The organism is Isoptericola maris (assembly GCF_048065335.1).
Taxonomy (GTDB): Bacteria; Actinomycetota; Actinomycetes; order Actinomycetales; family Cellulomonadaceae; genus Isoptericola; species Isoptericola rhizosphaerae.
In genome coordinates this window covers 20,663-46,424 of record NZ_JBLUNY010000007.1, presented here as the reverse complement: position 1 = coordinate 46,424, position 25,762 = coordinate 20,663, and the positions used below count along the sequence as shown (strand labels likewise).

Sequence of the window (25,762 nt, the reverse complement as noted above, 5' to 3'; positions counted from 1 at the left end):
GTGGCCACCTTCCAGCAGACCTCCAGCCAGCACGGGCACGGACGCACGTACGAGGACGACCTGCGCCTGGCCCACGTGATCGCCGACCAGGTCGACTCGATGACGATGTCGCGGTTCAAGGCGGTGGACCTGCACGTGGAGACCAAGCCGGACGACTCCCCCGTCTCGGACGCCGACCGGGGCGCCGAGGAGTTCATCCGCGCCCAGCTCGCGCGGGCCCGCACGCGGGACGCGATCGTGGGCGAGGAGTTCGGCGAGGCGGGCAGCGGGGCGCGGCGCTGGATCATCGACCCGATCGACGGGACCAAGAACTTCGTGCGCGGCGTGCCCGTGTGGGCCACGCTCATCGCGCTGGCCGACGGCGACGAGGTCGTCATGGGGCTCGTCTCGGCCCCGGCGCTGGGCCGGCGCTGGTGGGCGGCCAAGGGTTCGGGCGCCTGGACCGGCAAGTCCATCGCGGCCGCGAGCCGTATGCACGTGTCCGGCGTGCAGTCGTTGTCCGACGCCTCCTTCGCGTACTCCTCGCTGGCAGGCTGGGAGGAGCGGGACAAGCTCAACGGGTTCCTCGACCTGACCCGCGAGTGCTGGCGGACGCGGGGCTTCGGCGACTTCTGGTCGTACATGCTGGTGGCCGAGGGCGCCGCCGACGTCGCGGCCGAGCCCGAGCTCGAGCTGTACGACATGGCCGCGCTGGTGCCGATCGTCACCGAGGCCGGCGGGCGGTTCACCTCTCTGGACGGCACCGACGGCCCCTGGGGCGGCAACGCGCTGGCGACCAACGGCCACCTGCACGACAAGGCCCTCGTCTACCTCGGCTGACGCGAGACCCCCGACGCCCACAACCCCGGACCGAGGCGGGTGAGAGGGGCGGGCCTACGGACGCGGCACCTGGTGCGCCTCGGTCGGGTGGTACCAGAGCAGGTCCCGCTGGTCGACGCGCTCGGTCGCCGACTCCAGCGCCGCGTCGTCGTCCGCGTCGACCGCGGCCAGCACCGCTCGCACGTCGGCAGCGGCCTCCGGTTCGTCGACGTGGATCGCCTCGACCTTCGTGCCGGGCACCTCTCCCACGTCGACACCGGATGGCGGCACGTCGCCCGCCGAGTCGGAGACCGCGTGCTCCGGGACCTCCACGGTGACGACCACGCGCAGCGGCACGGCGTCGGCGCTCCCGGCGACGAGCATGAGCGAGGCGTCCGCCGCCGCGAGGAACGCGGCGTACTCCCGGGCCTCGTCGTCCTCGTCGGGCAGCGCGGACACCAGGGCGGCGGTGACGGCGTGCGCGCCCCGGGGCGGCACGTCCCACCACCCGACGCGCGTCGTCACCGTGACGGCGTCGAGATCGGCGAGGGTCGCGGGCACGTAGAGGCGCATGCCCCCAGTGTGCCCGGAGCCCGGCGTCAGGCCGCGGCGGGCGCGCCGACCCGCTCGCGCACCAGCGCCGCGAGCCCGGCGAAGGCCTGCCGGGCGGACGACGACGGAGCATGCTCGGCGAGCGTCCGCCCAGCGAGCAGCGCCGCGTCGAGAGCGGCGCCGTCGTCCGGCACCAGGTGCGCCTCGGCGACCCCGGCGTACCGCACGAGCGCGTCGCCGACCGCTCGCTCCGGGTCCGGCCCGACGGCGGAGGACCGCAGACGGTTCGCCACCACGACGCGCGTGGCGGAGACCGGCACGGGGGCCTCGGCGAGCTCCTCGAGCCCTCGCACCAGGCGCTGGATCCCCACCGGGTCCGCCGCCCCGACCGCCACCACGACGTCTGCGGCCTGGAGCGCGGCGAGCGTCGCACCGTTGCGCTGCGGGGCGTGCGTGTCGTACATGAGCAGCTCGTCGGCCTCGACCAGCGGTCCGCAGTCCACCACCGTCCAGTCAGCCAGCGACCGTGCGCGCTCGAGCACCACCTCGAGCGCGCTGGCGGGCAGCTCGGGCCACCGGGCCGCGCGGGTGATGCCGGTCAGCACGCGGAGCCGGCCCTCCACGACCGGCGCGTGGCGTGCCAGCGTGGGGACGTCGAGGGTGCCGTGACCCGCCGCCCGAGCGACCGCCGCGAGCCCTGGAGCGTCGTCGAGCAGACCGAGCCGGGAGGCGATGCACGAACCGTAGGTGTCCGCATCGACGAGGAGCGCAGACTCCTCGGGCGGGCGCGCTGCTTCCTGACGCCGTCGGCGACGCCCGGCGCGGTGCCCACCGAGACCGGCCAGCTCGGCGGCGAGCTCGACCGCCGTCGTCGTGCGCCCCGGCGCTCCCACGGGTCCCCAGACGGCGACGACGGCCCCAGGGCGCTCCGGCGCGCCCGGCGTGCGTCCGGACAGCGCCGAGAGGTCCATCTCGTGGGTGGCCAGGGGGTCGTCGACCCGGGCGGTGTCACGGACCGCGTCGAGGAGCCGCGGGTCGGCGGCACCATCGAGCACCGCTTCGAACCCGAGCGCCTGGAGGCGTTCCGCCGGTCCGTCGTCGGCGATCGCGACGACGCGGGTCCCCGTGCCGTGCAGCCGGCCGACGGCCTCGCGGTCGAGGCCCGGGAGGTCGGCCGAGACGACGGCCACCGTCCCGGCGCCGGCGGCGGCCGCCGCGAGCAGCTCGGCGAGGTCCCCGCAGCGCCGCGTGACGCTCGTCCCCGCGCCGGGGGCACCGAGCGCGAGCACCACGTCGGTCTCGTACGGCCCGCTCACCGCGCACAGGACCATGACCTCGGCGGGCATCACGCGCCCGCCACCGGCACGACGGTCACCGATCCCTCGGCGCTGAGCGCCGACAGCACCGCGGGAAGGTCGTCGGCGCCCACCAGGACGTGCAGCGTGCCGTGGTCGCTCACGACCAGCCCACCCTCGGAGGCGTCGACCTGCTCGACGACGACGCCGGTCACGATCGGCTCCGGCTCCCCCGCGTCGCCGTCGGCGCCCTGCTGTGCCGCCGGGACGAACCAGAGGTCGACGACGGCGCCCTCGTGGATGCGCTCGGAGAGCCCGGCACCGACCGGCACCGCGACGGATCGCACGGTGACGGTGGCGGCGTCACCCACGGCGGTGGCGGCGACCAGCTCGCCCTCGGAGACGACGCGCAGGGCCACCTGGCCCTCCGGGACGGCGGCGTCGGCTCGCATGTACCGGTCCGCCTCGGCCCCGAGGTTGACGTCGACCACGCGCAGCTGCGACTCGTCGACGGGCTCACCGGGCGTCAACGTGCCGGCGGCGGCGTAGACCGGTGCGGTGCGGTCGGCGTTCGAGACGACCCACGAACCCAGCGCGACCGCGACCGCCACCAGGACGACCCCGATCACGAGCCGGGGGTCCCGCCACGTCGGCCGGCGCAGGCGTGGTGCGGCCGGGGCGGGGTTTGCTTCGTTGCTCACGGTGGTCCTTCGGAGTCGGCCGGAAGCGCCTCTGCGTCCGGTACGGGCGGTCTGTCCGTCGGGCGGTTCGCACGCTAGCGATCCCCGACGGGTGCCGGTGGCGCGATCCATCATCCGGGACGAGACGCCGTCGCGACAGCATCTCGCATCACCTGTGGACAACCGGCACGAACAACGACCCCTGTGGGAGGATCGAGCCATGGCCAGCCGCTTCCTCTCCCTCGCCGAGGTGCAGGAGACGCTCAGCATCTCCGCCGCCCAGGCTTACTCGCTCGTCCGCAGCGGCGAGCTGCCCGCCATCCAGGTGGGCCCCAAGAAGGTCTGGCGGGTCGAGACCGCGAAGCTCGAGGAGTACATCGCGCAGCAGTACGACCGCACCCGACAGCGCATCGACGCGGGCGACCTCTGACCGGTCGCCCGGGACCGTTCAGGTCTCGCTGACCCGGACCAGCGCGGCGAACGGCACGACGCGCACGGCGGGACGCGCCGAGTCGAGCTCCTCGACGTCGAGGTGATCGGCGCCCACGCGCGCGATCCTGCCGAGCACGACGTGCGCCGTCGTGCGGACCTGCACGCGCGCACGGTCTCGTTGCAGCCCGCGCAGCGCCGTGCCCAGGCCCAGCCGGTCCGTGCGAGCGGCCGACGGCGCCGCGTGACGCCCCAGGCCCGCGATGCCCACGACCGCGGACAACGGCACGACGTGCTGCCACCGACCGCCGCGCGGGGACCGCGCGTCGACCTGGACCCACTCTTCCGCGACCCGCTCGAGCCGCCCCTCGAGCGACTCGCCGTCGCGCAGGTCGAGGCGCAGCGGCCTGCCCCGGGCCGCGCGCAGCCGGTCGACGAGCGGCACGGACGCCTGCTCCGCGCGCGTCAGCTCGGCGACGGCTCCCTCTCGCTCGGCGGCCTCCTCGGCCGCGAGCTGCGCCTCCAGGTCTGCGAAGAGCAGTGTCCAGCGCGAGGTGTCCGACGGCGTCACCCGCGTCTCCTTCCGGTTCCCGGCCCGGGTCGGGCCGCGGCCCAGGATGCCGTGCCCTGGACAGGAGAGCCACACTACGCTTCAATATCCACCATCAGACATCATCAACTGATACCAACACGCATCAACGAAGACCCGATGGAGGTCGCAGATGGGACGTGCGACGACGACGCCACGACCGGCACGCAGCATGGCGGGGCTCCTCGCCGTGCTCGTCGCGTCCGTGGGTGCCCTGCTCCTGCTGGCCCTGCGGCTCCGCGCAGTCGTGCCGACCGACGCCGACGCCGTGCGCTCCGCGCGCGTCGAGACGTGGGTCGAGCTGCTGGTCCTGACCGGCGGGACCGCCGGCGCCGCATGGATGCTCCTGAGCGTCCTCGCCGCGCTCGCGGGGGTCGCCGCCGTCCGGCGGGGTCGCTCCGACCGCACCGCCGAGACGATCGTGGGCCGGTGGGCGCCGGCGATCGTCCGCCGCCTCGCCCGGGGAGCCGTCGGGGCAGGGGTGGGTGCGGGTCTCGCGCTCGCGCCCAGCGCCGCGCTCGCCGACGAGCCGCCCGTGCCCGAGACCACGCCGGCCGTCGTGCTGCAGCTCGGCTGGGAGACGACCGGGAACACGACCGGAGCGGCCGACGAGACGCTGCCCGCACCTCCCCGGACCGCCGATCCCGAACCCGACGCCGAACCCGCCGAGCCTGCTGGACCTGCGGAGTCGGCGGAGCCCTCGCAGCCGGACCAACCGGTACAGCCGGACCAACCGGCGCAGCCCGCTGAGCCGGCCCAGACCACCGATGACGTGTCGCCCACCGTCACCAGCGCCCAGCGGACGTCGCACCAGGACGACGGCGCGCACGAGGTGGTCGTGAAGCGCGGCGACACGCTGTGGGACATCGCCGGCCGCGAGCTCCCGGACGACGCCTCCCCCGGCGACGTCCTGCGAGCCGTCACCTCGTGGCACCAGACCAACCGCGACGTGATCGGGGACGACCCCGACGTCATCCTCCCTGGTCAGGTGCTCCGCGCGCCCTGACGGACCGCCCACCGACGTCGACCTGCCCGGCCCTACCCGACACGGAGTGCCCCATGACCACGACCACCTCAGAGAACCCCGACCCGACGGCCGCCTCCCGCCGGCTGCGCGTCGCGAGCCCGCCACGGGGTCGTCGTCCGGCGGCTCCCCCGAGCGCGTCCCGCCGCCCGGAGTCCCCGCGGCGCCTGCGTGTCGGCGCCGTCCCGTCCGATCCCGTGCCGGTGCCCGGTCGTCCCCTGCCCTCCGCACCGGCCGCGCCGTCGCGGCTGCCGGACCCGACGGCGATGTGCGGGTCGGTCGTGCGCGCCGCGGTCGAGGTCCTGCGGGGCGAGCGTCCCGCGGCCCACATCGCGCGCTGGGTGACCCCGCAGGTGCTGGACCAGCTGGTCCACCGTGCACGGCTCGTCCAGGCACGGCGCCGCGGGCCGCACACGGCGGTCCCCGTGTCGGTCCGACGGATCCGCACGGTCCGCCTCGGCGACAGCACCGCCGAGGCGACCGTCGTCCTGGAGGACGACGGTCGCGTCCGGGCGGCCGCCGTCCGGCTCGAGGCACGGCGCGGCGTGTGGCGCGTCGCGGTCCTCGAGCTCGGCTGAGAAGCTCGCCCGAGACCGCTACGCCACCGGGCGGGTCACTCGTTGACGCCGTGGCACATCTTGTACTTCTTGCCCGACCCGCAGGGGCACTGCGCGTTGCGCGGGGTGCCGGGGAACGTCCGACCGTCGGCGCTGGCGGACGACGCCTCGCCGTGCAGAGCACGCCGCGCCGCGCGCGAGTCCCCGCCGGTGGTGGCCGACCCGTCCTCGCCCGGAGCGGAGTACTGCAGGTTCTGCGGCGGCTTCGGGGCGTCCAGACCCTTCGCGACCAGGACCGGCTCCTCCGCGCCGCCGAACGCCGCGGGAAGTCCCGCCGACTCGGGCTCGTCGTCCGAGGACTCCTCGGCGGCGTCGGCCCCGACGACGGTCGCTCCGCCGGCACCGATCGCCTGCGCGGCGGGCGTGCCCGCCGTCGCCGCGGCGGCGCTGACGGAGATCGTCGGCTCGTCGCCCGAGTCCGCCGACTCGTCACCGGCCTGCTTCACCTCGACGTCGAGGTTGAAGAGGTAGCCGACCGACTCCTCCTTGATCGCCTCGGTCATGGCCTGGAACAGCTGGTAGCCCTCACGCTGGTACTCGATGAGAGGATCGCGCTGGGCCATGGCGCGCAGACCGATGCCCTCCTTGAGGTAGTCCATCTCGTAGAGGTGCTCACGCCACTTGCGGTCGAGGACCGACAGCACGACGCGACGCTCGAGCTGCCGCATGGCCGGGGAACCCAGCGACTCCTCGCGGGCCGCGTAGGCCACCCGCGCGTCGGAGAGCAGCTCCTCGAGAAGCATCTCCCGCGTCAGGCGGTCGCGGCCCCCTGCCTCGGCCACGACGTCGTCCACCGTGATCGAGACCGGGAAGACGGAGCGCAGAGCGGTCCAGAGACCGTCGAGGTCCCAGCCCTCGGCGTTGCCGTCGTCGGCGGCGCCGTCCACGTACGCCGTGACGACGTCCGAGACGAAGTGCTGCACCTGCTCGTGCAGGTCCTCGCCCTCGAGGACCCGGTGGCGCTCGTCGTAGATGACGGTGCGCTGGCGAGACAGCACGTCGTCGTACTTCAGGACGTTCTTGCGGATCTCGAAGTTGCGTGACTCGACCTGCGACTGCGCGCTCTGGATGCCGCGGGTGACCATCTTCGACTCGAGCGGCATGTCGTCCGGGAAGCCGGCCCGGCCCATCATCGACTCCGCGAGCCCGGAGTTGAACAGGCGCATCAGGTCGTCCTGCATCGACAGGTAGAAGCGCGACTCCCCCGGGTCTCCCTGACGGCCGGAACGACCACGCAGCTGGTTGTCGATGCGCCGCGACTCGTGCCGCTCGGTGCCCAGCACGTAGAGCCCGCCGAGCTCGACGACCTCCTCGTGCTCGGTCGCGACCGACTCGGTCGCCTTGGCCAGGACCTCGGGCCAGGCCGCCTCGTACGCCTCCGGGTCCTCGGTGGAGTCGAAGCCGCGCGCCGCCATCTCGGCGACCGCGGTGAACTCGGCGTTGCCGCCGAGCATGATGTCGGTGCCACGGCCGGCCATGTTGGTCGCGACCGTGACGGCGCCCTTGCGGCCCGCCTGCGCGACGATCGAGGCCTCGCGCTCGTGCTCCTTGGCGTTGAGGACGTCGTGCGGGACGCCGGCCTTCTTCAGGAGCTTCGACAGCAGCTCGGACTTCTCGACGCTGGTGGTGCCCACGAGGACCGGCTGGCCCTTGGCGTGCCGCTCGACGATGTCGGCCACCACCGCGTTGAACTTGCCCTCCTCGTTCTTGTACACGAGGTCGGGCTGGTCCATGCGGATCATCGGCTTGTTCGTCGGGATCGGGACGACGCCGAGCTCGTAGGTGCCCTGGAACTCGGCAGCCTCGGTCTCGGCCGTACCGGTCATGCCGGCGATCTTGTCGTACCGGCGGAAGTAGTTCTGCAGGGTGATCGTGGCGAGAGTCTGGTTCTCCGCCTTGATCTGCACGCCCTCCTTGGCCTCGATGGCCTGGTGCATGCCCTCGTTGTAGCGACGCCCCGCAAGGATGCGGCCGGTGTGCTCGTCGACGATCATGACCTCGCCGTTCAGCACGACGTAGTCCTTGTCCCGCTTGAACAGCTCCTTGGCCTTGATGGCGTTGTTCAGGAACCCGATGAGCGGGGTGTTGAGCGACTCGTAGAGGTTGTCGATGCCGAGGTAGTCCTCGATCTTCTCGATGCCCGGCTCGAGGACCCCGACGGTGCGCTTCTTCTCGTCGACCTCGTAGTCCTTCTCGACCTGCAACCGCTTGACGACCTTGGCGAACTCGACGTACCAGCGGTTGGCGTCGCCGGCGGACGGCCCCGAGATGATGAGCGGCGTCCGCGCCTCGTCGATGAGGATCGAGTCGACCTCGTCGACGATCGCGAAATGGTGACCGCGCTGGACCAGGTCGTCCGGCGACCAGGCCATGTTGTCGCGCAGGTAGTCGAAGCCGAACTCGTTGTTCGTGCCGTAGGTGATGTCCGCCGCGTACTGCTCGCGGCGCTCGGTCGGGTTCTGACCCGAGACGATCACGCCCGTCGTCATCCCGAGGAACCGGAAGACGCGGCCCATCAGCTCGCCCTGGTACCGCGCGAGGAAGTCGTTCGTCGTGACGACGTGCACGCCCTTGCCGGTCAGCGCGTTGAGGTAGGCCGCCGTCGTGGCGACCAGCGTCTTGCCCTCACCGGTCTTCATCTCGGCGATGTTGCCGAGGTGCAGGGCGGCGCCGCCCATGAGCTGCACGTCGAAGTGTCGCTGGCCGAGCGTCCGCCGGGACGCCTCGCGGACCGTGGCGAACGCCTCGGGAAGCAGGTCGTCGAGCGTCGTGCCGTGCTCGAGCCGTTCCTTGAACCGCGCCGTCTCCTCCTGCAGCTCGGTGTCGCTGAGCTCGGTGAAGCTCGGCTCGAGCCGGTTCACCTGCTCGGCGAGTCCGGTCAGCTTCTTGAGGATCCGGCCCTCGCCCAGGCGGAGGATCTTCTCGAGGATCGCAGGCACGCAGTTCTCCCGTGTCGGTGGTGCCCGGGAAGCCTCCCGAGCCCGTTCGGTGGCGGCAACCGGGCCGGACGACGGCGCCGTCGTCCCGGTCGCACCGCATGCCATCCTATTCCCCCGGGCCGAGGCGTGGGGCCAGGTTCGCGGCCGACGAAAATCTAGGCCTCGGCCGCCGGTTGCCCGTGCGCCGCGGGCGGCGACGACGCCGACGACGCGCGGACGTCGCTCAGCTCCGCGGTGAGCCCGGCGGCGAGGTCGCCGGCGGGTGCCACGGCCACCTCGGGCAGTCCGAGCCAGGTGGCCAGGAGCCTGAGCTCGGCCGCCAGCGCGGCCGGCGTCGAGCCGTCGCCGTGCGGCGTCCTGTGCGCGGCGACCACCCGCAGGACGCCGGCGGACCGATCGGCCTTGAGGTCGACCATCGCGGTGATCTGCTCGCCCTGGAGGAACGGCAGGACGTAATAGCCGAGCCTGCGCTGCGGCGCGGGGACGTAGATCTCGATGCGGTAGAACACGTCGAAGAGCGCCTCGAGCCGACGGCGCTCCCACACGAGCGGGTCGAACGGGCTGAGCAGCGCAGCCCCCGCGGCACGTCGTGGCACCACGGCGTCCCGGTGCCGGTAGGTGGTTTCCGCCCAGCCGTCGACGGTCACGGGGACGAGGACACCGGCGTCGACCAGGTCCTCGAGCGCTCGCTGCGCGCGGGGGCCACGCAGCCTGAAGTAGTCACGGAAGCACCGGGCGGTGCCGACGCCGTGCGCACGGGCGCCCAGCTCGAGCAACCGACGCACCGCGTCGTCGTCGGAGACCTCAGGTGCGTGACGCAGGGCCGGGGGCAGCACCCGCTCGGACAGGTCGTAGCAGCGCTCGAACGCACCGTTGCGCCGGGCCGACATGACCTCGCCGGTGAAGAACAGGTACTCGAGACAGCGCTTCGCCGTCGTCCAGTTCCAACCCCACTCGAGCCGGGAGCGCGGGGCCGTCCGGCCGGCCTTCTCGAGCTCGTCGTGGATCCGGCTCGCGGTGACGCGGCCGAGCTCGCTGACGAGCGAACGCACCAGGTCGAGCTCGTGCGCGTGGGCCTGCGGCACGGCGGAGATGGCCCCCCACGCCTCCCGCTCGTACGCCCGCCGACGCCACTCGAGCAACGGGTACGTCGAGGTGGGGACGTAGGAGGCGACGTGCGCCCACGTCTCGACCAGGCGGCGCGGCGCTCGCCCGGCGGCCCGCTCCAGCAGCCCCGTGTCGTACGGACCCAGCCGGGAGAACACCGGGACCAGGTGGGCGCGCGCCAGCACGTTGACCGAGTCGATCTGCAGCAGGTTCAGCCGGTCCACGACGCCGGTGAGACGCCGCATCGTGACCGGCCCGTCGGGTCGTCCGCGGTCCAGACCTTGCGCCCGCAGCGCGACCCGACGGGCCTCGGTGATCGACATCGACTCCATGCCGGCATCCTGCAACCCGACACCGACACGGAGCCGGGTTCACGTCATCACGTCAGCGAGGACACCGGCGCCGCCCCGCTGCACGTCGCGTCGAGCTCGATGACGCCGTACGTCCAGCCGCGGCGTCGGTACACGGCGGCCGGGCGGGCCGACTCCTTGTCGATGAACAGGAAGAAGTCGTGACCGACGAGCTCCATGTGCTCGACGGCCTCGTCGGCGGTCATCGGTTCACCGCGGTGGAGCTTCTGTCGGATCACCACGGGCGAGTCGCCGAGCTGGTACTCGACGGAGTCCCCCGGCGTGGAGAGCGGGGCCGGCTCGGTGCGCGGCTCGGGCTGCGCGGCCAGGACCTCGTCGTAGGGGCGCACGTCCACCGGCGGCGAGACGCCCGGTCCGCGGCGACGGTGGTCCTTGCGCCGGTCACGGGAGCGGCGGAGCCGCTCGCTGAGCTTGTCGATCGCGAGGTCGAGAGCGGCGAAGCGGTCGTCCGCGGCCGCCTCCGCCCGAATCACGGGCCCCTTGTCCCGCACGGTCAGCTCCACCCGCTCGCTCTGGTCGGCGAGTCGTGGGTTCTTCTCGTGCGTGACCTCCACGTCCACGCGGCGCGCGTTCGGCGCGAGCTGCGTGACCTTGGCGAGCTTGTCCTCCACGTGGTCACGGAACCGGTCCGTGACGTCCGTGTGCCTGCCGACGACGGCGATCTCCATCGTGTTGCTCCACTTCGTCGTGGGCCGCTCCTGCTGCATCCTTCGGGCGGCCCTCGTGTGCTTCTGGGCACCGCGGTGGGTGCCGGTCCTGGCACCACCTCCCGGTCGCCGGATCACCTGCCCGGCCCGCTCGTGGGATGCGGCGATCGCTCCGCTCTCGCGGTCCGCTCGCCGTCGGGTTCCCAGGTTATCCCAACGCGTCGACGGGGTGAACCTCTGGCGACGTCGCGTCGTGGGGAGATTCGGTGACAGCCCCCGGCGGTGGTGTCGCGGCCAGCACGAGACCGGCCAGGACGACGGCGCCGACCGAGGTCAGCGCCCGCTCGGAGGCTGCGAGGGTGGCCCCGGTGGTCAGGACGTCGTCGACCAGGACGCAGAGCGATCCCTCGGTGCGTCGGCGCGCGGCGACCGAGGCGTCGAGGTTGCGTCCGCGGGCGCGCGCCCCCAGGCCGACCTGGTCGCGCGTCGAACGACGGCGTCGCAGCCCCGGTACGACGGCGGCGCCCACCCCGCCGGTGCGCAGCCCGGCCGCGACCGCGCCGGCCAGCACGCCGACCGGCTCCCGGCCCCGGCGCAGCCGCGCCCCCGGTGCCGACGGCGCCGGGACGACCAGCACGCCCGCGTCGCCGACGGCGGACCGCACGAGCGGTGCCAACTCTGCCGCGGCGTCGTGCAGCGCCGGGGCGAGCAGAGCGTCGAGGTCGGCGCGCTCCCGGTCCTTCCAGGCGACGACGACGTCACGCACCGGACCCGCGTAGTCGCACACGGCCCAGACCGGCAGTGGCGGGACGCCGTCCATGCGGTCGAGGCGTGGGGCGCCGTCCTCGACACGGCGCAGCGGCATGCCCACGACGGCCGCCGCGCACGAGGAGCAGCACCGCACGTCGTAGGACCCGCAGCCCGGGCACGACACGGGGACCACGAGGCGAGCCAGTCGGGTGAGCATGACGCCAGGGTGCGCGGCACCGCGCCGCACCGGGCGGCTCTGGCACCGGACGGTGGACGGCGGGCGACCGTGGACGGCTTCCGGCCCGGTCATCCCGGGTAGGCGACCGCCACGACGTCCTCGGAGACCACGGGCCAGAGGGCCGCGCTCTGCCGCACGAACAGCGTCCCGTCGGCGTCCAGCGCGAGCGTCGGGCTCGCCCCGACGCCGGCCGCGAGCGCCGTGGGCACGGCCGTCGTCGCCAACGGGCGCGTCAGCCCGTCGTTCGACCCGGCGAGACCGCCGACGCCCGCGGCGAACAGTCCCCGCGTGCCGTCCGGGTCCCGTGCCAGCAGCTGGAGGGTGGACTCCTCCGACCAGTCGACAGCCTCGGCGGAGGCCACCGGCCCGCCGACGCGCACGGGTGCCGACAACCCGGTGGGGACGTCCTCGGCGTCGCGCTCGATCGCCGCGACCCAGACCTCGGGCCCGTCGGGCCCGTCGGTGACGAGGGCGATGCGGGCGCCCTCGGGTGCCACGCGCAGAGAACGCACCGACAGGTCGGCCAACCACTCGGCCTCGACCGGCACCACGCCACCGGTGGGCAGGGCGACCCGCAGGTCGCCGCCCACAGCCGTCCAGACCGTCCCGAAGCGGTCGACCGACGGCGGGACCAGCTCGGGCCCGGCGAGCAGCTCGGACCGGCCCTCCTCGCCGAGCCGGACCAGCCGTACGGAACCGTCCCGCACCACGATGGACCCGCCGGTCCCCACGGCGACGGCGGTCACGTCGAGCCCCGCGACGTCCTGCGGCTCGGCCAGGTCCGTCAGCTCACGGCCGACGACCCGGCGCAGCGCCTGGCCCTCCTCGGTGTCCAGCACGGCGACCGCGTCCCCCACGGTGACGGGCCGCGACGGCTCGGCCGCCGACGTCGCCGCCAGCGGCGAGGTGCCGGACGAGAGCACCACCGTGCGGCCGTCTCCCTCCCGCAGGGTCGCCTCGAGCTGGGCCACGAGCAGCGCCCTGTCGTCCGGCGGGGCGGTGGTGATCGCCGAGGTGAGGCTCACGTCGATCGTGCCGTCGTCCGCGACCGTCACCGCGTCGATCGCCAGGGTGGCGCCGTCAGGGACCACCGAGATCGTCGACTGCGCGAGCCGTTCCGGCGGTCCGTCGAGGATCGCCTGGGTCGCGCCGGTTCGCCACGACTGCCCCGGGTACCAGCGCACGTCGGGGACCCACCACTCGCGGTCCGACGTCGGGTAGTACAGCGAGGTCCGGTGGAACGCGTTCCCGAGGAAGTCGGCCAGCACGAGCATCCCGTCCTCGAGCCCGCTGATGCGCCACTGTCCGTCGTCGCCCCGTGTCAGGTCGAACGCCACCTCGACGACGCTGGGTTCGGCCAGCTCCGAGTAGACGCCCGACTCGTCGAGGGACGCGACGACGGTGGCCTCGCCGCGCACCGACGTCTCGACGGTGGACTCGTCGAACTCCTCGACGGTCCACCGGGGGTACTCCGACAGCACCAGGACCTGCGTGTACTCGTCCCACGCGGACCAGGCCACCGGCGTCGTGTACTCCTTCGCGATGTCGAGCGTCGCGGCCGACGCCGGACCGAACTGGGCCGCGCTCACGAACCCCTGGACGATCTGCTCGGGGCTGGCGTCCATCGCCGGGCCCTGCACGTCGAAGCCCAGGTCGCTGGCGCTGTCGACCTCGGCGGAACCCTCCATGACGCCGCCCGTGGTGGGGATGCTCGCGCACGCCCCGACCGACGACACCAGCACGGCGGCGCAGAGGGCCCGCGCGAGGCGCCGGCGGATCCCGTGGTTCATCAGGACTCCTCCTCGGACGGCAGGTCGGGGATGGCGGTGGGCGTGGGACCGGTCGGCGGGTTCACGACGGGCACCTGGCCCGTGGGGACGTGCTGCCCGCCGGAGCGCGACGGCCCCTCGACCGGCAGCGGCGGGCGGTCGATCTCGATCCCCGCGCGCCGCGGCAGGGTCAGCCGGAAGCTCGCGCCGTGGCCGGGCCGCCCCCAGGCGTCCAGACGTCCGCCGTGCAGCCGGGCGTCCTCCTGCGAGATGGACAGGCCGAGACCCGTGCCGCCCGTCGTCCGGGCCCGTGCCGGGTCCGCCCGCCAGAACCGGTCGAAGACGCGGCTGAGCTGTTCCGTGGTCAGACCCACGCCGTGGTCGCGCACCACGACCGCGACGGCCCGGGCGTCCTGGCCGACCGTGATCTCCACCGGGTTGCCCTCCGCGTGCTCGATGGCGTTCACCACGAGGTTGCGCAGGATCCGCTCGACCCGGCGAGGGTCGATGTCCGCCGTCGTGCGCGTGTCGGGCATGTCCACCGAGAGGAAGACGGACTTGCGCTCGGCGAGCGGGGCGCACGTGTCGACGACGGCCGTGACCACGCTGCGCAGGTCCTGCTGCTCGACGTCGAGCACGGCCGCGCCGGCGTCGAACCTGCTGATCTCGAGCAGGTCGGTCAGGAGCTCCTCGAACCGGTCGAGCTGCGTCTGCAGCAGCTCCGCGGACCGTCGCGCGGACGGCTCGAGGTCGGCGCGCGCGGTGTGGATGATCTCGCCCGCCATGCGGATCGTCGTCAGCGGGGTCCGCAGCTCGTGCGAGACGTCGGAGACGAACCGTCGCTGCGCGGCGGACAGCTCCTCCATCCGGGCGATCTGCTCCTCGAGGTTGTCCGCCATCTCGTTGAACGTCCGCGCGAGCGTCGCCAGCTCGTCCTGGCCCCGCGACCCGGGGACACGGACGTCGAGGTGCCCCTCGCCCAGCCGGGCCGCCGCGGTGGCGGCCCGGCGCACGGGGGCGACCGTCTGCCGGGTGACCGTCCACGTCAGCAGGCCGATCATGGCCAGGATCACCACCGAGCCGAGCGCCAGGGTCCGCTGGACGAACCCCAACGTCTCCTGCTCCGAGGCCAGCGAGTAGAGCGCGTAGAGCTCGAAGGTGCCGGCCGACGGCAGGTCGACGGTGGCCCCGACCACGACGCCGGGCTCCTCGGCACCCGACCCCGTGAAGTCGGCGGGGATCGGCACCGACTGCAGCACCTGGTCCCCCGTGGCGAGCGTCGCGGCGCGCAGCTCCGGGGTGACGACCTCGCTGACCGCCAGTCCCTGGCGCGACGACGAGTCGACGAGGGGCAGCTGCTGCTCGGGCGCCTGGCGCAGGAAGTAGTCCTGCGCGCTCGAGCCCCCGGCGCTCAACGACAGGATGACGTCGCGCAGCAGGGCCTGCTGCTCGCCGGTCTGCGTCGCGGCCGTCGCGGCGAGCCGGGTGCGCACCTCCTGGATCACGGCGGCGTTCTCGCGCTCGACCTGGTCCAGGCGCTGGTCGAAGAGACCGTCCCGGATCGAGAACGACAGGTAGACGCCGAGGACGGCGACGGCCAGCACGCCGAGCGCGACCGCAGAGGTGACCACGCGCACCTGCATCGAGGAGCGCCAGCGGTGCACGAGCGACCGGGCACCTCGGACGAGGGCGTCGGTCGCACGGACGTCAGCGGGCGGCACCGGCCTTGTAGCCCACCCCGCGCACGGTCTGCACGACCTCGGGGTTCTCCGGGTCCTTCTCGATCTTGGAGCGCAGGCGCTGCACGTGGACGTTCACCAGGCGGGTGTCGGCGCTGTGCCGGTATCCCCAGACCTTCTCGAGGAGCACCTCGCGGGTGAAGACCTGCCAGGGCTTGCGCGCGAGCTCGACGAGCAGATCGAACTCGAGCGGGGTGAGGCTGATCCGCTCCCCGTCGCGGGTGACGGTGTGCCCTGTGACGTCGATCTCGATGTCGCCGATCTTGAGGCGCTCCGGACCGGGCTCGTCGGAACGGCGCAGCCGGGCCCGCACGCGGGCGACGAGCTCCTTGGGCTTGAACGGCTTGGTGACGTAGTCGTCGGCACCGGACTCGAGGCCGAGAACCACGTCGACGGTGTCCGTCTTCGCGGTGAGCATGATGATCGGGATGCCGGACTCGGCACGGATCTCCCGAGCGATCTCGATACCGTCCTTGCCCGGCAGCATGAGATCGAGCAGGACGAGGTCGGGCTGGGTCGACCGGAACATGCCGATGGCGGCATCGCCGTCCGAGCAGAAGCTCAGATCGAGCCCTTCGGACTCCAGGACGATGCCGATCATCTCGGCGAGGGCAGTGTCGTCGTCGACCACCAGGACGCGGGACTTCATGCGCACAGTCTGCCAGGGTCCACAGCGTTCCGGGCCGGGCCGCGCCCTGAGGGCCGTGAACGCTATAGGGTCGTGGCGGTCACGCACCCGTCCAGCCAGCCGTGCCCCAGGAGGCAGCAGCATGAGCACGCCCGACCAGCCGACGCCGCCCTCCGGGTGGGGCGAGGCTCCGAGGCCGCCCGCCTACGGGCAGTACGGGCCAGGGCAGTACGGGTCCGGACGGTACGGCCCGGGTCAGCCCGGGGCCGGCGGCGGCACCCCCCCGGGAGCGCCACGGCCCGGCCCGGTGGGGCCCGACCCCTACGGCCCGTCCGCGTCCAAACCCGGCATCGTCTCCCTGCGTCCGCTGTCGCTCGGGGAGATCTTCGACGGGGCGTTCAGCGCGGTCCGCCACAACCCTGCGGTCATGCTCGGCCTGGTGGCCGTGGTCGTCGCCACCGCCACCCTGCTCGCGGCGCTGCTGGCGCAGTTCGCGGTCCCGCCGTTGACCGACCTGCTCGCCGAGCCCTTCGGCACCGACGCCGAGCTCACCGGCTTCACCGCGGCCGACGCCGGCTGGTTCGCCCAGATCGTGGCGGTGTCGAGCGCGCTGTCCCTGACCCTCCTGATCGCCCAGCCCGTCACCGAAGGGTTCATCACCGTCTCGGTCAGCCAGTCCGTCATCGGCCGCAAGATGTCGGTGAGCGAGGTCTGGCAGAAGGTCCGTCCGCGGCTCGCCGTCCTCATCGGCTGGATGCTGCTGCGGACGATCGGCCTCGGCGTCGCCACGTTCGTCGTCTTCTTCGGGGCGATCCTGCTGGTCAGCGCCGTCGCCGTCGCGACCGACTCGGCGGTGCTGTCCGTGCTCGTCGCCCTGCTGTGCCTGGCTGCGATCGTCGCCCTGGCGGCCTGGCTGTGGGTCCGCCTCATGCTCGTCGCGCCGGCGCTCGTGCTCGAGGGCACCGGGCTGGGCCGCACGATCGCCCGTGCGTGGCGCCTCACCCGCAGCGCGTACTGGCGAGTCTTCGGGACCGTGCTGCTCGCCAGCATCATCGCGGGCGTCGCCGGCCAGGTCGTGTCCTACCCGCTCAGCATGCTCGGCTTGCTCGTCGACGGCGGCGACTTCGGCTGGGGGATGATCGTCAGCTCCGTCGTCGCGTCGGTGATCGCGAGCATGCTCTACCTGGTGTTCGTCTCCGGCGTCGTCGCACTGGTCTACACCGACGTGCGGATGCGCCGCGAAGGGCTCGACGTCCAGCTCGCCGCAGCCGCCGAGCGCGTGGCGAACCAGCCGCCCGACAGGCCTGCCGGCCCGGCCGGGATGCAGCCGCCGCCCGGAGGCACCCCGCAGTGGTGACGGCAGCGACGACGGTGGGGCTGCTGCACGGCGTCACCGGCGAGGTGCCCGTCGTGCCGGACCGTGAGACGGCCCGCGACTGGCTCGTCGAGGAGCTCGCCCGCCCCGAGTACTCCCAGGACCCGTCGGTCCTCATGCGGCTGCTCGACTGGCTCGCCAGGGTCTTCGGCGACATCGGCACCGTGGACATCAGCCCGTGGCGGCTCGCGGTCGTCCTGGCCGTGGTGCTGGTCGTCGTGGTGGCGGTCGCGTTGTTCGTCGCGGGCCCCGCCCGGCTGCGGCGCCACGCCGCCGGCAGCTCCGCCGTCGTGCACGACGACGACACCCGGACCGCCGCGCAGATGCGGGCCGCCGCCGACGACGCCGCCGGCCGGCAGGACTGGCCGCTCGCCGTGATCGAACGCTTCCGCGCCGTGGTGCGCGGGCTGGAGGAGCGCGTGGTGCTCGACGAACGTCCCGGCCGGACCGCTCGCGAGGCCGCCGAGGCCGCGAGCGCCCGGATGCCCGACCTCTCCGCCGATCTGCACACGGCCGCCGGCCGGTTCGACGGGGTCCGCTACGGCCACCTCCCGGCCGGGCCCGCGGACGACGCCGCGATGCGCGCGCTCGACGACCGGGTGTCGTCCACCCGGCCCAGCCCGCCGGCGTCGCGAACCCCGGAGGAGGCGCTGTGAGCGCGCCCGCCGCCCCCACGGCGACCTGGAGCTCGGCAGCGGTCACCGGCGACGGCACGACGCTCGGCTCCCGCAGCCGACGCCGCTGGCGGGCCGCTCGGTGGCTCGTCGGCGGTGTCGCCGCGATGCTCCTCGCGGTCGTGGCCCTCGCCCTGCTGCGCCCTGCGGGCTCGCTCGTCGCGTACGACCCCGAGAACACCCGACCGGACGGCTCGCAGGCCCTCGCCCACGTCCTCGAGCGCCAGGGCGTCGAGATCGAGCACGTGACGCACGTGGCGGACGCCGTCGAGGCCGCCGCTGCGGGCACCACGCTCCTGGTCGTCCCCGCGCCGTACATGCTGCCCGAGCAGGTCACCGCGCTCTCCGCCGTCGACGCCGACGTCGTGCTGGCGGGCGCCGACGACGGCCTGCTGCGGGCGGCGACCGGAGACCAGGTCCAGCGCTCTTCCTGGGCCTCCGCTCCGCCGTCCGCGACCGAGCCGGGGTGCGACCTCCCCGCCGCGGTCGCCGCGGGCCCCTCGATGCTCGAGGCAGGGCTGGAGGCCACCTCGCCCGCCGTGACGACGTGCTGGTCGAGCCCGGACGGCTCGGCAGTGCTCGCCGCGGTCGAGCAGGGCGGTCGCCAGGTGGTCGCCGTCGACGACCCGGCGTTCCTGCGCAACGACGACGTGCTCACCGAGGGCAACGCCGCACTGGCGCTGCACCTCCTCGGGCGTCAGGACCGGCTGGTCTGGCTCGTGCCCGACCCGGCCGACTCGACCGTCGCCGGGGACCAGACCGCCGAGCCGGAGCCCGAGGCCGTGCTGCCGGCCTGGTTCGGCGCCGCGCTGTGGTGGGCCGTCCTGGTCGCCCTCGTCGTCGCCGTCTGGCGGGGCCGACGCCTCGGCAGGCTCGTCACCGAACGGCTGCCTGTCGTCGTGCCCTCCGCCGAGTCGGCGCGCGGGCGCGCCCGGCTCTACCGCCGCGCACGCTCGCGCGGGCACGCGGCGGCCGGCCTGCGGGCCTCGACCGCCCAGGCCGTCGCCCACCGGCTCGGCCTGGCCCGGTCCGCCCACCCCGACGCCGTGGTCGACGCCGTCGTGCGCGCCTCCGGGCGCGACCCGCACGAGGTCGCCGACCTGATCTACGGCCCCCCACCCGCCGACGACGCCGCGCTCAGCGAGCTCGCCCGCCGGCTCGACACCCTGGAGAGCGAGGTTCACCGACCGTGACCCACCCTGACGAGAACCAGCCGGCACCCGCCGCACCCGGAGCTTCGGAGGCACGCACGGACGACTCGTCGCAGGCACCCGCTGCGCCGACGACCGAGAGCGCGCCGACGACCGGGGTCGCACACGCGGCGGCACCGGCCTCGGCGGCACCGGCCGGCGAGCCGGCTCCGCCCGAGCCGTCGCAGCCGTCGCTCGAGCTGCGCCGCGCGCTGGCGGCCGTACGCACCGAGGTCGGCAAGGCCGTCGTCGGGCAGGACTCCGCCGTGACCAGCCTGCTCATCGCGCTGCTGTGCTCCGGGCACGTGCTGCTCGAGGGCGTGCCGGGGGTGGCCAAGACGCTCCTCGTCCGCTCGCTCGCCGCCTCGCTGGACCTCGACTTCAAGCGCGTGCAGTTCACGCCGGACCTCATGCCCGGCGACGTCACCGGCTCGCTGGTCTACGACGCCCGCACGGCCGAGTTCTCGTTCCGTCAGGGCCCGGTGTTCACCAACCTGCTGCTCGCCGACGAGATCAACCGGACGCCCCCCAAGACGCAGGCCTCGCTGCTGGAGTCGATGGAGGAGCGCCAGGTGTCCGTGGACGGTCAGCCGCGCCCCCTGCCGGAGCCGTTCGTCGTCATCGCCACGCAGAACCCCGTCGAGCACGAGGGCACCTATCCCCTCCCGGAGGCGCAGCTCGACCGGTTCCTGCTCAAGGTGCTGCTGCCCCTGCCCGAACGCGACTCCGAGATCGAGGTGCTGGCCCGCCACGCAGGCGGGTTCGACCCGCGCGACCTCGGTGCGGCGGGCGTCCGCCCCGTCGCGGACCCGGGCGTGCTCGCCGCCGCCCGGGCCGAGGTGCGTCAGGTGGAGGTCGCTCCGGAGGTGCTCGGCTACGCCGTCGACGTGTGCCGGGCGACGCGCCAGTCGCCGTCGTTGCAGCTCGGCGTCTCCCCCCGCGGGGCGACCGCGCTGCTCGCGACGGCCCGGGCCTGGGCCTGGCTGTCGGGCCGCATGTACGTGACGCCCGACGACGTCAAGGCGCTCGCGCACCCGACGCTGCGGCACCGCGTCCAGCTCCGTCCGGAGGCGGAGCTCGAGGGCGTCACGGCCGAGTCGGTGCTCGGCACCGTCCTGGCCGCCGTCCCGGTCCCGCGCTGAGATGGCGCTGTCCTGGCGCGCCGTCGTGCTGGCGGCGCTCGGCCTGGTGCCGGTCGCGATCTGGCCGGTGCCCGGGACGGTGCTGCTCTGGGCCGCCGTCGTCGTGGTCCTCTGCGCGCTCGACGTCGCGCTGGCGGCCTCTCCCCGGCAGGTGACGGTGCAGCGGACGGTGCCGTCGTCAGTGCGCCTCGGTACCCCGACGACGTCGCAGGTGGTGCTGACGAACGCGAGCCGCCGCAGGCTGCGCGCCCTCGTGCGGGACGCCTGGCCCCCGTCGCTCGCCACCGCGCGGGGCGACGACGGCGGCCTGCGCCCGCACACGGACCCCGCGGAGCCCGCTCGGACCGCCCGGCACGCCGTGGACCTTCCCCCCGGGGAGTCGGCGCGGCTGCGCACGCCCCTGCTGCCCACCCGGCGTGGCGAACGCATCGCCGGCGCGGTCACCCTGCGCACCCTGGGGCCGCTGCGCCTGGCGGGGCGGCAGGCCTCGATCGACGTGGGCGGCCGGATCCGCGTGCTGCCCGAGTTCGCGTCGCGCCGGCACCTGCCGAGCCGCCTGGCGCGGCTGCGCGAGATGGACGGGCGCGCCGCGGTCCAGGTGCGCGGCGAGGGCACCGAGTTCGACTCGCTGCGCGAGTACGTGGTGGGCGACGACGTCCGCTCGATCGACTGGCGGGCGACGGCGCGCGGCGGTGACGTCGTCGTGCGGACGTGGCGCCCGGAACGCGACCGACGCGTCGTGGTCGTGCTCGACACCGGCCGGACGTCGGCGGCGCGGATCGGCACCTCGTCCGACGGGTCCCTGAACACGGGCGGCACCCGGCTGGAGGCGAGCGTCGAGGCGGCGCTGCTGCTCGGGGCGCTGGCCGACCGCGCGGGCGACCGCTTCCAGGTGCTGGCCTACGACCGGGTGCTGCGGGCCCGGGTCGCCGGTGCGTCCGGACCGCGGCTGCTGCCCGCGATGGCGGACTCGCTCGCCGCCGTCGAACCGGTGCTGCTGGAGACGGACTGGACCGGCCTCGTGGCCCAGGTGCGCACGCGCGTCTCGCAGCGTGCGCTGGTCGTGCTGCTGACGTCCCTCGATCCCGCGGTGGTGGAGACAGGGCTGCTGCCCGTCATCGACCAGCTCTCCGGGACGCACCAGGTGGTGGTCGCGGCGGTCGCCGACGCGGAGGTGGCGGCGATGCGCGCCGGCCGCGAGGACGTCGAGGAGGTCTACGGTGCGGCGGCAGCGGCTCGAGGCGACCTCGAGCGCTCGGCCGTCGCGGCGGTGCTGCGCCAGCACGGGGCGGAGGTGTTCGAGGCGTTGCCCGACCAGCTCGCGCCGCGGCTCGCCGACACCTACCTCGCCCTCAAGGCCGCCGGCCGTCTCTGACCCCGCCCCCGCTCCGAGCGTTGTGGGCGCGATTCGTGGCCCGATTCGCCCGGTCTGTACGGGTCTCGCGCCCAGAAATCGCGCCCACAACCGTTCAGGCGGGGTCGGGCGGGCGCGGCGGGGTCGGGCGGGTGCGGCGCGGTCAGCCGGCGGTGGGCAGCACGGCGCCCGCGCGGTCGACGTCCAGGTCGCCCGTCTCCCCTGCCCGCACGGCGCGCCGCCCGAGCACGAGGTAGTACGCGAGGAACACGCCGAGCGCGAGCGCCCCGATGACGATCTTGAGCCACCACGCCATCCCGGACCCCGTGACGAACCCCTCCACGACCCCCGACAGCGCGAGCGCCCCCACGAGCCCGACGGCGACGGTGAAGAGCGCGCGCCCCTCGGCCGCGAGCGCCGTCGCCCGAGGTCTCGCTCCGGGGTCCACCCAGGCCCAGAACAGCCGCAGACCGGCCGCCCCGGCGACGAAGATGCTGGTCAGCTCCAGCAGCCCGTGCGGCGTGATGAGCTGGAAGAAGAGGGGGAGCTCGCCGTAGGCGGCCATCATCCCGCCGGTCGCCCCGATGCTGACGGCGTTCTGGAGCAGCACCCACACGGGCCAGGCCCCCGTCACGCCGAAAGCGATCATCTGCGCGGCGATCCACGCGTTGTTCGTCCACACCATCGCGGCGAACGACGTCTGCGGGTCGTAGTACGAGGCGAACGCCTCGTCGACGTACTCCTCGCGCTGCGACGGCGTACCCATCGCGGCGAGCGCGTCGGGGTCGACGGCGACCCGCACGCCGGCGACCAGGGCCACCAGGAGGAAGGCGGCGGTCACCCAGAACGTCCACCACCGGATCCGGTACAGCGCGGCCGGCACGGTCACGGTGGCGTACCGGACGACGTCGGACCACGCCGGTTCGTGCGCTCCCGCGATCCGAGTGCGCGACCGGCTCAGGAGCTCGGAGAGCCGGGTGACGAGCACGGGGTCGGGCGCGGCGGAGCGCACCGTCGACAGGTGGGTGGCGACCGCCTGGTAGAGACGGACGAGCTCGTCGGCCTCGGCGCCGTCGAGCCGGCGCTGCTTCGCGAGACGGTCGAGGCGGTCCCACTCCGGGCGGTGCACGGCGGTGAAGGCATCCAGGTCCACGCCCGCTACCCTGCCACAGGAGGGGGCGTCGTGAGGACGCGCCCACAGAAGGAACCGACGAGACGGAGGCACGGTGCAGGACGGAATCCTCATCGGAGAGGGCGTGGTGCTGGACTCCCGCCCGGCGTCGTTCGCGTCGCGGGCGGTGGGCTCACTGCTGGACGCTCTGGCGACGCTGGCACTGGGCTTCGTCACCCTGGTCGTGGTGCTGGGCACCACGCTCGACCGCCTGAACCAGCAGTGGGGCAGCACCCTCGCCATCGTGCTGCTGGTGACGTTCCTCGTCGCGCTGCCCGTCGCGATCGAGACGCTCAGCCGCGGTCGCTCGCTCGGCAAGCTCGCCACGGGGTTGCGGGTGGTGCGCGACGACGGCGGCCCGGTGCGGTTCCGGCACGCGTTCGTCCGGGCGCTGGTCGGCGTCTTCGAGCTGTGGTTCACCTTCGGCGCTGTCGCCGTGATCACCTCGCTGGCCAACGCTCGCGGCAAGCGGCTCGGCGACCTGCTCGCGGGGACCTACTCGGTGCGGGTGCGCGGCGCCCGCGGCTGGGAGCGGCCGCTGGTCATGGCACCGGACCTGGCCGGCTGGGCGGGAACCGCCGACATCCGCCGCCTGCCTGACGGCCTGGCGCTGCGGGCTCGGCAGGTCCTCGACCGCGCCCCTCGCCTCGCCCCGTCCTCACGGGTGCGGCTCACGGACGAGCTCGCGGGTCAGGTGGAGGCCTACGTGGCCCCCGGGCCGCCGTCGGGCACCCCGCCCGAGGCGTTCCTGCACGCGGTGCTGCACGAGCGCCGGGACCGTGAGCTGGTGCGCGGGCGGGCCGAGCGAGAGCGCGCGACGCAGCAGGCCGAGGTGCTGCACCGCCTGCCGTACGCCGTCGCCGACCCGCGGGACTGAACGCCGCACCGTCTCGTTCCTGGAGACGGGCTGTGTCCCGGCTCGGAGCGGCCTCTAGGGTGACGGCATGCGAACCCACCTTTCCCGGACCACCGCTCTGGCCGCCGCCGGTGTGCTCACCCTCTCCCTGGCCGCGTGCGGAGGCTCGGACGAGTCGGCGCAGGCGTTCTGCGACTCCTTCACCTCGGTCGAGGACCTGTCCGCCGACCTGCAGAGCGTCGACCTCAGCGACCCGGACGCCGCGGCCGCCTCCCTCGAGGAGCTGACCACGGAGATCGAGTCGATCGAGGCCCCCGAGGAGATCGCGGACTCCTACGCCGTGGTCAGCTCCGCGTTCCGCAGCTTCAGCGACACGATCTCCGGCGCCCTGGACGACCCGGCGAACGCCGACCCCTCCGTGCTCACCGAGGCGACCAACTCGTTCACGAGCGAGGAGTTCTCGAACGCGACCGACGAGCTCGACGAGTACTCCACCGCGAACTGCTCCTGACCCACGGCGCACGAGCGCCTCACGACGCCATCCCGGCACGGGAGGACTCGGACCGGCCGAACAGGCGCACCAGACCGGCCAGGACCAGGAACGTCGCCCCGAACCACACGGGCCGGCTCGCCCACCAGTCCGTGCTCCACGGCTCCGGGAGGCTCTGCCCGAGCCCCAGGAGGACCGCGCCGACGACGGCGAACATCGCGGTCAGATGCCACAGGTAGACGGTCATGGACCGCTGCGACAACCACCGGACCGTGCTGCGGCCCGTGCTCTCGGACCACCGGGCCAGGGCGGGCCGGACCGCGAGCGCCAGGCACACCATCGCCACGGCGTGCAGCACCACGGGCGCGGTGGGCGGCGCGAGGTTGGAGATCTCGGCTCCCGGCATCCCGATCAGGCTCGCCGGGTAGGGGCCGACGGCGATCAGTGCCGCGGCACCGGTGAGCGCGGTCACCGCACCGGTGACCAGCAGCGCCCGGCCGTGCGGCACCGCCCGGCGTCCGTCGCGGCGGTCGGTCGCGTAGGCGACGCCCGCGCCGAACGGCACGGCCCACGCGAGGAGCACGTTGGCCCCTGCCGGTCCGTCGAGACCGGCCCCGAACCGCAGGGCGTCGACGGCGAGCGGCAGGGCCACGACGACGCCGGCCGCGCCCCACCGCCACCGGCGCCAGGCGCGCTGGAGCACAGGGGCGAGGGCCACGAGGACCACCCACACGCCGAGGAACCACAGCGGCTGGGGCACCATCCGCACCAGGCGCCACACGGCGGCGTCGGGCACGCCGACGGCGAGCATGGCCACGACCGCCACCGCCCACACACCCAGGAGCACGACGACGGGCCGCGCCGCGCCCAGCAGGCTCCCGCCCAGGGCGCGCCACCAGCGGCCCGGGAGCCCGACCGTGCGCGAGCTGCGGTAGGCGGCCGCGGCACCCGCGGCGAGGAACAGCAGCGGCAGGGTCTGCAGCCAGGTCACGGTCCAGCTCGCGCCGTGGCCGAGGGCGTTGCCGATCCGCAGGGTGCTGCCGTCCCAGGTCGCCTCGGCCATCAGCCAGTGCAGCATGACGACGGCGACGATGCCGAGCGCCCGGACGGCGTCGACGAACCCGTCCCGCCCGGGCCGGCGAGGTTCGGCCCGCTCGGTTACCGCTGCCGCACTCGGGGCTGGCGCTGCCGGCGCGGGCGGCGCCTTCGGCACGAGGGTCGTGGTCTGGGTCATGACAGGCTCCGCAGGTCGAGGTCGTGGTGACCCCTCCAGCCTGCTGACCTGCGGCGACGCGGACCATGGGTGGTTCCCCCGGTCTTCGCGCCGAGAACCCCCGA

General features: G+C 74.1%; 24 protein-coding genes. 11 read left to right on the top strand and 13 right to left on the bottom strand.

Annotated features, from left to right (window positions below; genetic code table 11):
- Positions 1-99 precede the first annotated feature (99 nt).
- Positions 100-819 carry a histidinol-phosphatase gene (gene hisN, locus ACH5HR_RS11490; protein ID WP_402375913.1) on the top strand — a complete coding sequence of 240 codons (720 nt, stop codon included), beginning with the start codon at positions 100-102 and terminating at the stop codon, positions 817-819.
- 54 nt (positions 820-873) lie between these two features.
- On the opposite strand, the gene ACH5HR_RS11485 is transcribed toward hisN, so the two are convergent.
- Genes ACH5HR_RS11485 through ACH5HR_RS11475 form a run of 3 tightly spaced genes read right to left on the bottom strand, consistent with a single transcriptional unit; the run spans position 874 to position 3,346 of the window.
- Positions 874-1,371, bottom strand: coding sequence for a DUF6912 family protein (locus tag ACH5HR_RS11485; RefSeq protein ID WP_416477953.1), 498 nt, complete (start codon positions 1,369-1,371; stop codon positions 874-876).
- 26 nt (positions 1,372-1,397) lie between these two features.
- Positions 1,398-2,696 (bottom strand): CpaE/TadZ family protein, encoded by a 1,299-nt coding sequence (locus tag ACH5HR_RS11480; protein WP_402375915.1) that lies wholly within the window; start codon positions 2,694-2,696, stop codon positions 1,398-1,400.
- Positions 2,696-3,346 carry an SAF domain-containing protein gene (locus tag ACH5HR_RS11475; RefSeq protein WP_416477952.1) on the bottom strand — a complete coding sequence of 217 codons (651 nt, stop codon included), beginning with the start codon at positions 3,344-3,346 and terminating at the stop codon, positions 2,696-2,698. Before ACH5HR_RS11475 ends, ACH5HR_RS11480 begins: the two co-directional genes overlap by 1 nt.
- 199 nt (positions 3,347-3,545) lie before the next feature.
- Between ACH5HR_RS11475 and ACH5HR_RS11470 the strand changes: the two genes are divergently transcribed.
- A complete protein-coding gene (locus tag ACH5HR_RS11470) occupies positions 3,546-3,755 on the top strand; it encodes a helix-turn-helix domain-containing protein (protein ID WP_402375808.1) in 210 nt (69 codons plus the stop codon).
- Between the two features lie 18 nt (positions 3,756-3,773).
- Here ACH5HR_RS11470 and ACH5HR_RS11465 read toward each other — a convergent pair whose 3' ends face one another.
- The gene (locus ACH5HR_RS11465) at positions 3,774-4,325 is read right to left on the bottom strand and encodes a hypothetical protein (RefSeq protein WP_416477950.1); all 552 of its coding nucleotides are present in this window, start codon (positions 4,323-4,325) and stop codon (positions 3,774-3,776) included.
- A 151-nt stretch (positions 4,326-4,476) separates the two neighbouring features.
- Between ACH5HR_RS11465 and ACH5HR_RS11460 the strand changes: the two genes are divergently transcribed.
- Both ACH5HR_RS11460 and ACH5HR_RS11455 read left to right on the top strand, forming a co-directional pair.
- A complete protein-coding gene (locus tag ACH5HR_RS11460; protein ID WP_416477949.1) occupies positions 4,477-5,349 on the top strand; it encodes a LysM peptidoglycan-binding domain-containing protein in 873 nt (290 codons plus the stop codon).
- Positions 5,350-5,402: 53 nt separating this feature from the next.
- The gene (locus ACH5HR_RS11455) at positions 5,403-5,945 is read left to right on the top strand and encodes an Rv3235 family protein (protein WP_402375814.1); all 543 of its coding nucleotides are present in this window, start codon (positions 5,403-5,405) and stop codon (positions 5,943-5,945) included.
- Positions 5,946-5,980: 35 nt separating this feature from the next.
- On the opposite strand, the gene secA is transcribed toward ACH5HR_RS11455, so the two are convergent.
- From secA to mtrA, 7 genes are all read right to left on the bottom strand, one after another.
- Entirely contained in the window at positions 5,981-8,923 is a 2,943-nt protein-coding gene (gene secA / locus ACH5HR_RS11450) for a preprotein translocase subunit SecA (RefSeq protein ID WP_416477947.1), read from the bottom strand.
- A 155-nt stretch (positions 8,924-9,078) separates the two neighbouring features.
- Entirely contained in the window at positions 9,079-10,362 is a 1,284-nt protein-coding gene (locus ACH5HR_RS11445) for a winged helix-turn-helix domain-containing protein (RefSeq protein ID WP_416477945.1), read from the bottom strand.
- A 47-nt stretch (positions 10,363-10,409) separates the two neighbouring features.
- Positions 10,410-11,069, bottom strand: coding sequence for a ribosome hibernation-promoting factor, HPF/YfiA family (gene hpf, locus ACH5HR_RS11440; RefSeq protein ID WP_402375819.1), 660 nt, complete (start codon positions 11,067-11,069; stop codon positions 10,410-10,412).
- Positions 11,070-11,256: 187 nt separating this feature from the next.
- Positions 11,257-12,015: a ComF family protein gene (locus tag ACH5HR_RS11435; RefSeq protein WP_402375821.1), complete on the bottom strand. Its 759-nt coding sequence runs from the start codon at positions 12,013-12,015 to the stop codon at positions 11,257-11,259.
- 89 nt (positions 12,016-12,104) lie between these two features.
- Complete coding sequence (locus ACH5HR_RS11430; protein ID WP_402375823.1) at positions 12,105-13,826, bottom strand: LpqB family beta-propeller domain-containing protein; 1,722 nt, start codon at positions 13,824-13,826, stop codon at positions 12,105-12,107.
- Positions 13,826-15,526, bottom strand: a complete 1,701-nt coding sequence (gene mtrB, locus ACH5HR_RS11425) for an MtrAB system histidine kinase MtrB (protein ID WP_416477943.1) — start codon at positions 15,524-15,526, stop codon at positions 13,826-13,828. Before mtrB ends, ACH5HR_RS11430 begins: the two co-directional genes overlap by 1 nt.
- Positions 15,513-16,193, bottom strand: a complete 681-nt coding sequence (gene mtrA, locus ACH5HR_RS11420) for an MtrAB system response regulator MtrA (RefSeq protein ID WP_402375827.1) — start codon at positions 16,191-16,193, stop codon at positions 15,513-15,515. The genes mtrB and mtrA overlap by 14 nt, the downstream gene beginning before the upstream one ends.
- Positions 16,194-16,314: 121 nt before the next feature.
- Here mtrA and ACH5HR_RS11415 point away from each other — a divergent pair, with 121 nt between their 5' ends.
- The 5 genes from ACH5HR_RS11415 to ACH5HR_RS11395 are packed head-to-tail and all read left to right on the top strand — an operon-like array spanning position 16,315 to position 21,928.
- Positions 16,315-17,529, top strand: a complete 1,215-nt coding sequence (locus tag ACH5HR_RS11415) for a DUF7847 domain-containing protein (protein ID WP_416477942.1) — start codon at positions 16,315-16,317, stop codon at positions 17,527-17,529.
- Positions 17,526-18,203: a DUF4129 domain-containing protein gene (locus ACH5HR_RS11410; protein ID WP_416477941.1), complete on the top strand. Its 678-nt coding sequence runs from the start codon at positions 17,526-17,528 to the stop codon at positions 18,201-18,203. The genes ACH5HR_RS11415 and ACH5HR_RS11410 overlap by 4 nt, the downstream gene beginning before the upstream one ends.
- Complete coding sequence (locus ACH5HR_RS11405; protein WP_416477939.1) at positions 18,200-19,414, top strand: DUF4350 domain-containing protein; 1,215 nt, start codon at positions 18,200-18,202, stop codon at positions 19,412-19,414. Before ACH5HR_RS11410 ends, ACH5HR_RS11405 begins: the two co-directional genes overlap by 4 nt.
- Positions 19,411-20,553 carry an AAA family ATPase gene (locus ACH5HR_RS11400; protein ID WP_416477937.1) on the top strand — a complete coding sequence of 381 codons (1,143 nt, stop codon included), beginning with the start codon at positions 19,411-19,413 and terminating at the stop codon, positions 20,551-20,553. Before ACH5HR_RS11405 ends, ACH5HR_RS11400 begins: the two co-directional genes overlap by 4 nt.
- A gap of 1 nt (position 20,554) precedes the next feature.
- A complete protein-coding gene (locus ACH5HR_RS11395; protein ID WP_416477935.1) occupies positions 20,555-21,928 on the top strand; it encodes a DUF58 domain-containing protein in 1,374 nt (457 codons plus the stop codon).
- Between the two features lie 142 nt (positions 21,929-22,070).
- Here the strand turns inward: ACH5HR_RS11395 and ACH5HR_RS11390 are convergent, their stop codons facing one another.
- Entirely contained in the window at positions 22,071-23,060 is a 990-nt protein-coding gene (locus ACH5HR_RS11390) for a stage II sporulation protein M (protein WP_416477934.1), read from the bottom strand.
- A 73-nt stretch (positions 23,061-23,133) separates the two neighbouring features.
- Here ACH5HR_RS11390 and ACH5HR_RS11385 point away from each other — a divergent pair, with 73 nt between their 5' ends.
- The gene (locus ACH5HR_RS11385) at positions 23,134-23,955 is read left to right on the top strand and encodes an RDD family protein (RefSeq protein WP_402375841.1); all 822 of its coding nucleotides are present in this window, start codon (positions 23,134-23,136) and stop codon (positions 23,953-23,955) included.
- A 67-nt stretch (positions 23,956-24,022) separates the two neighbouring features.
- On the top strand, positions 24,023-24,445 hold the full coding sequence (locus ACH5HR_RS11380; RefSeq protein WP_402375843.1) for a hypothetical protein: 423 nt from the start codon (positions 24,023-24,025) through the stop codon (positions 24,443-24,445).
- Positions 24,446-24,464: 19 nt separating this feature from the next.
- On the opposite strand, the gene ACH5HR_RS11375 is transcribed toward ACH5HR_RS11380, so the two are convergent.
- Positions 24,465-25,658, bottom strand: a complete 1,194-nt coding sequence (locus ACH5HR_RS11375) for an acyltransferase family protein (protein WP_416477933.1) — start codon at positions 25,656-25,658, stop codon at positions 24,465-24,467.
- Positions 25,659-25,762 lie beyond the last annotated feature (104 nt).

What these genes read in the sequence shown, in the direction of transcription:
- hisN (WP_402375913.1), top strand. Translation starts at nt 100, where the DNA reads ATGACGATGTCGCGGTTCAAGGCGGTGGACCTGCACGTGGAGACCAAG.
- ACH5HR_RS11485 (WP_416477953.1), bottom strand. Translation starts at nt 1,371, where the DNA reads ATGCGCCTCTACGTGCCCGCGACCCTCGCCGATCTCGACGCCGTCACG.
- ACH5HR_RS11480 (WP_402375915.1), bottom strand. Translation starts at nt 2,696, where the DNA reads ATGCCCGCCGAGGTCATGGTCCTGTGCGCGGTGAGCGGGCCGTACGAG.
- ACH5HR_RS11470 (WP_402375808.1), top strand. Translation starts at nt 3,546, where the DNA reads ATGGCCAGCCGCTTCCTCTCCCTCGCCGAGGTGCAGGAGACGCTCAGC.
- ACH5HR_RS11460 (WP_416477949.1), top strand. Translation starts at nt 4,477, where the DNA reads ATGGGACGTGCGACGACGACGCCACGACCGGCACGCAGCATGGCGGGG.
- ACH5HR_RS11455 (WP_402375814.1), top strand. Translation starts at nt 5,403, where the DNA reads ATGACCACGACCACCTCAGAGAACCCCGACCCGACGGCCGCCTCCCGC.
- ACH5HR_RS11445 (WP_416477945.1), bottom strand. Translation starts at nt 10,362, where the DNA reads ATGGAGTCGATGTCGATCACCGAGGCCCGTCGGGTCGCGCTGCGGGCG.
- hpf (WP_402375819.1), bottom strand. Translation starts at nt 11,069, where the DNA reads ATGGAGATCGCCGTCGTCGGCAGGCACACGGACGTCACGGACCGGTTC.
- ACH5HR_RS11435 (WP_402375821.1), bottom strand. Translation starts at nt 12,015, where the DNA reads ATGCTCACCCGACTGGCTCGCCTCGTGGTCCCCGTGTCGTGCCCGGGC.
- ACH5HR_RS11430 (WP_402375823.1), bottom strand. Translation starts at nt 13,826, where the DNA reads ATGAACCACGGGATCCGCCGGCGCCTCGCGCGGGCCCTCTGCGCCGCC.
- mtrA (WP_402375827.1), bottom strand. Translation starts at nt 16,193, where the DNA reads ATGAAGTCCCGCGTCCTGGTGGTCGACGACGACACTGCCCTCGCCGAG.
- ACH5HR_RS11415 (WP_416477942.1), top strand. Translation starts at nt 16,315, where the DNA reads ATGAGCACGCCCGACCAGCCGACGCCGCCCTCCGGGTGGGGCGAGGCT.
- ACH5HR_RS11395 (WP_416477935.1), top strand. Translation starts at nt 20,555, where the DNA reads ATGGCGCTGTCCTGGCGCGCCGTCGTGCTGGCGGCGCTCGGCCTGGTG.
- ACH5HR_RS11380 (WP_402375843.1), top strand. Translation starts at nt 24,023, where the DNA reads ATGCGAACCCACCTTTCCCGGACCACCGCTCTGGCCGCCGCCGGTGTG.
- ACH5HR_RS11375 (WP_416477933.1), bottom strand. Translation starts at nt 25,658, where the DNA reads ATGACCCAGACCACGACCCTCGTGCCGAAGGCGCCGCCCGCGCCGGCA.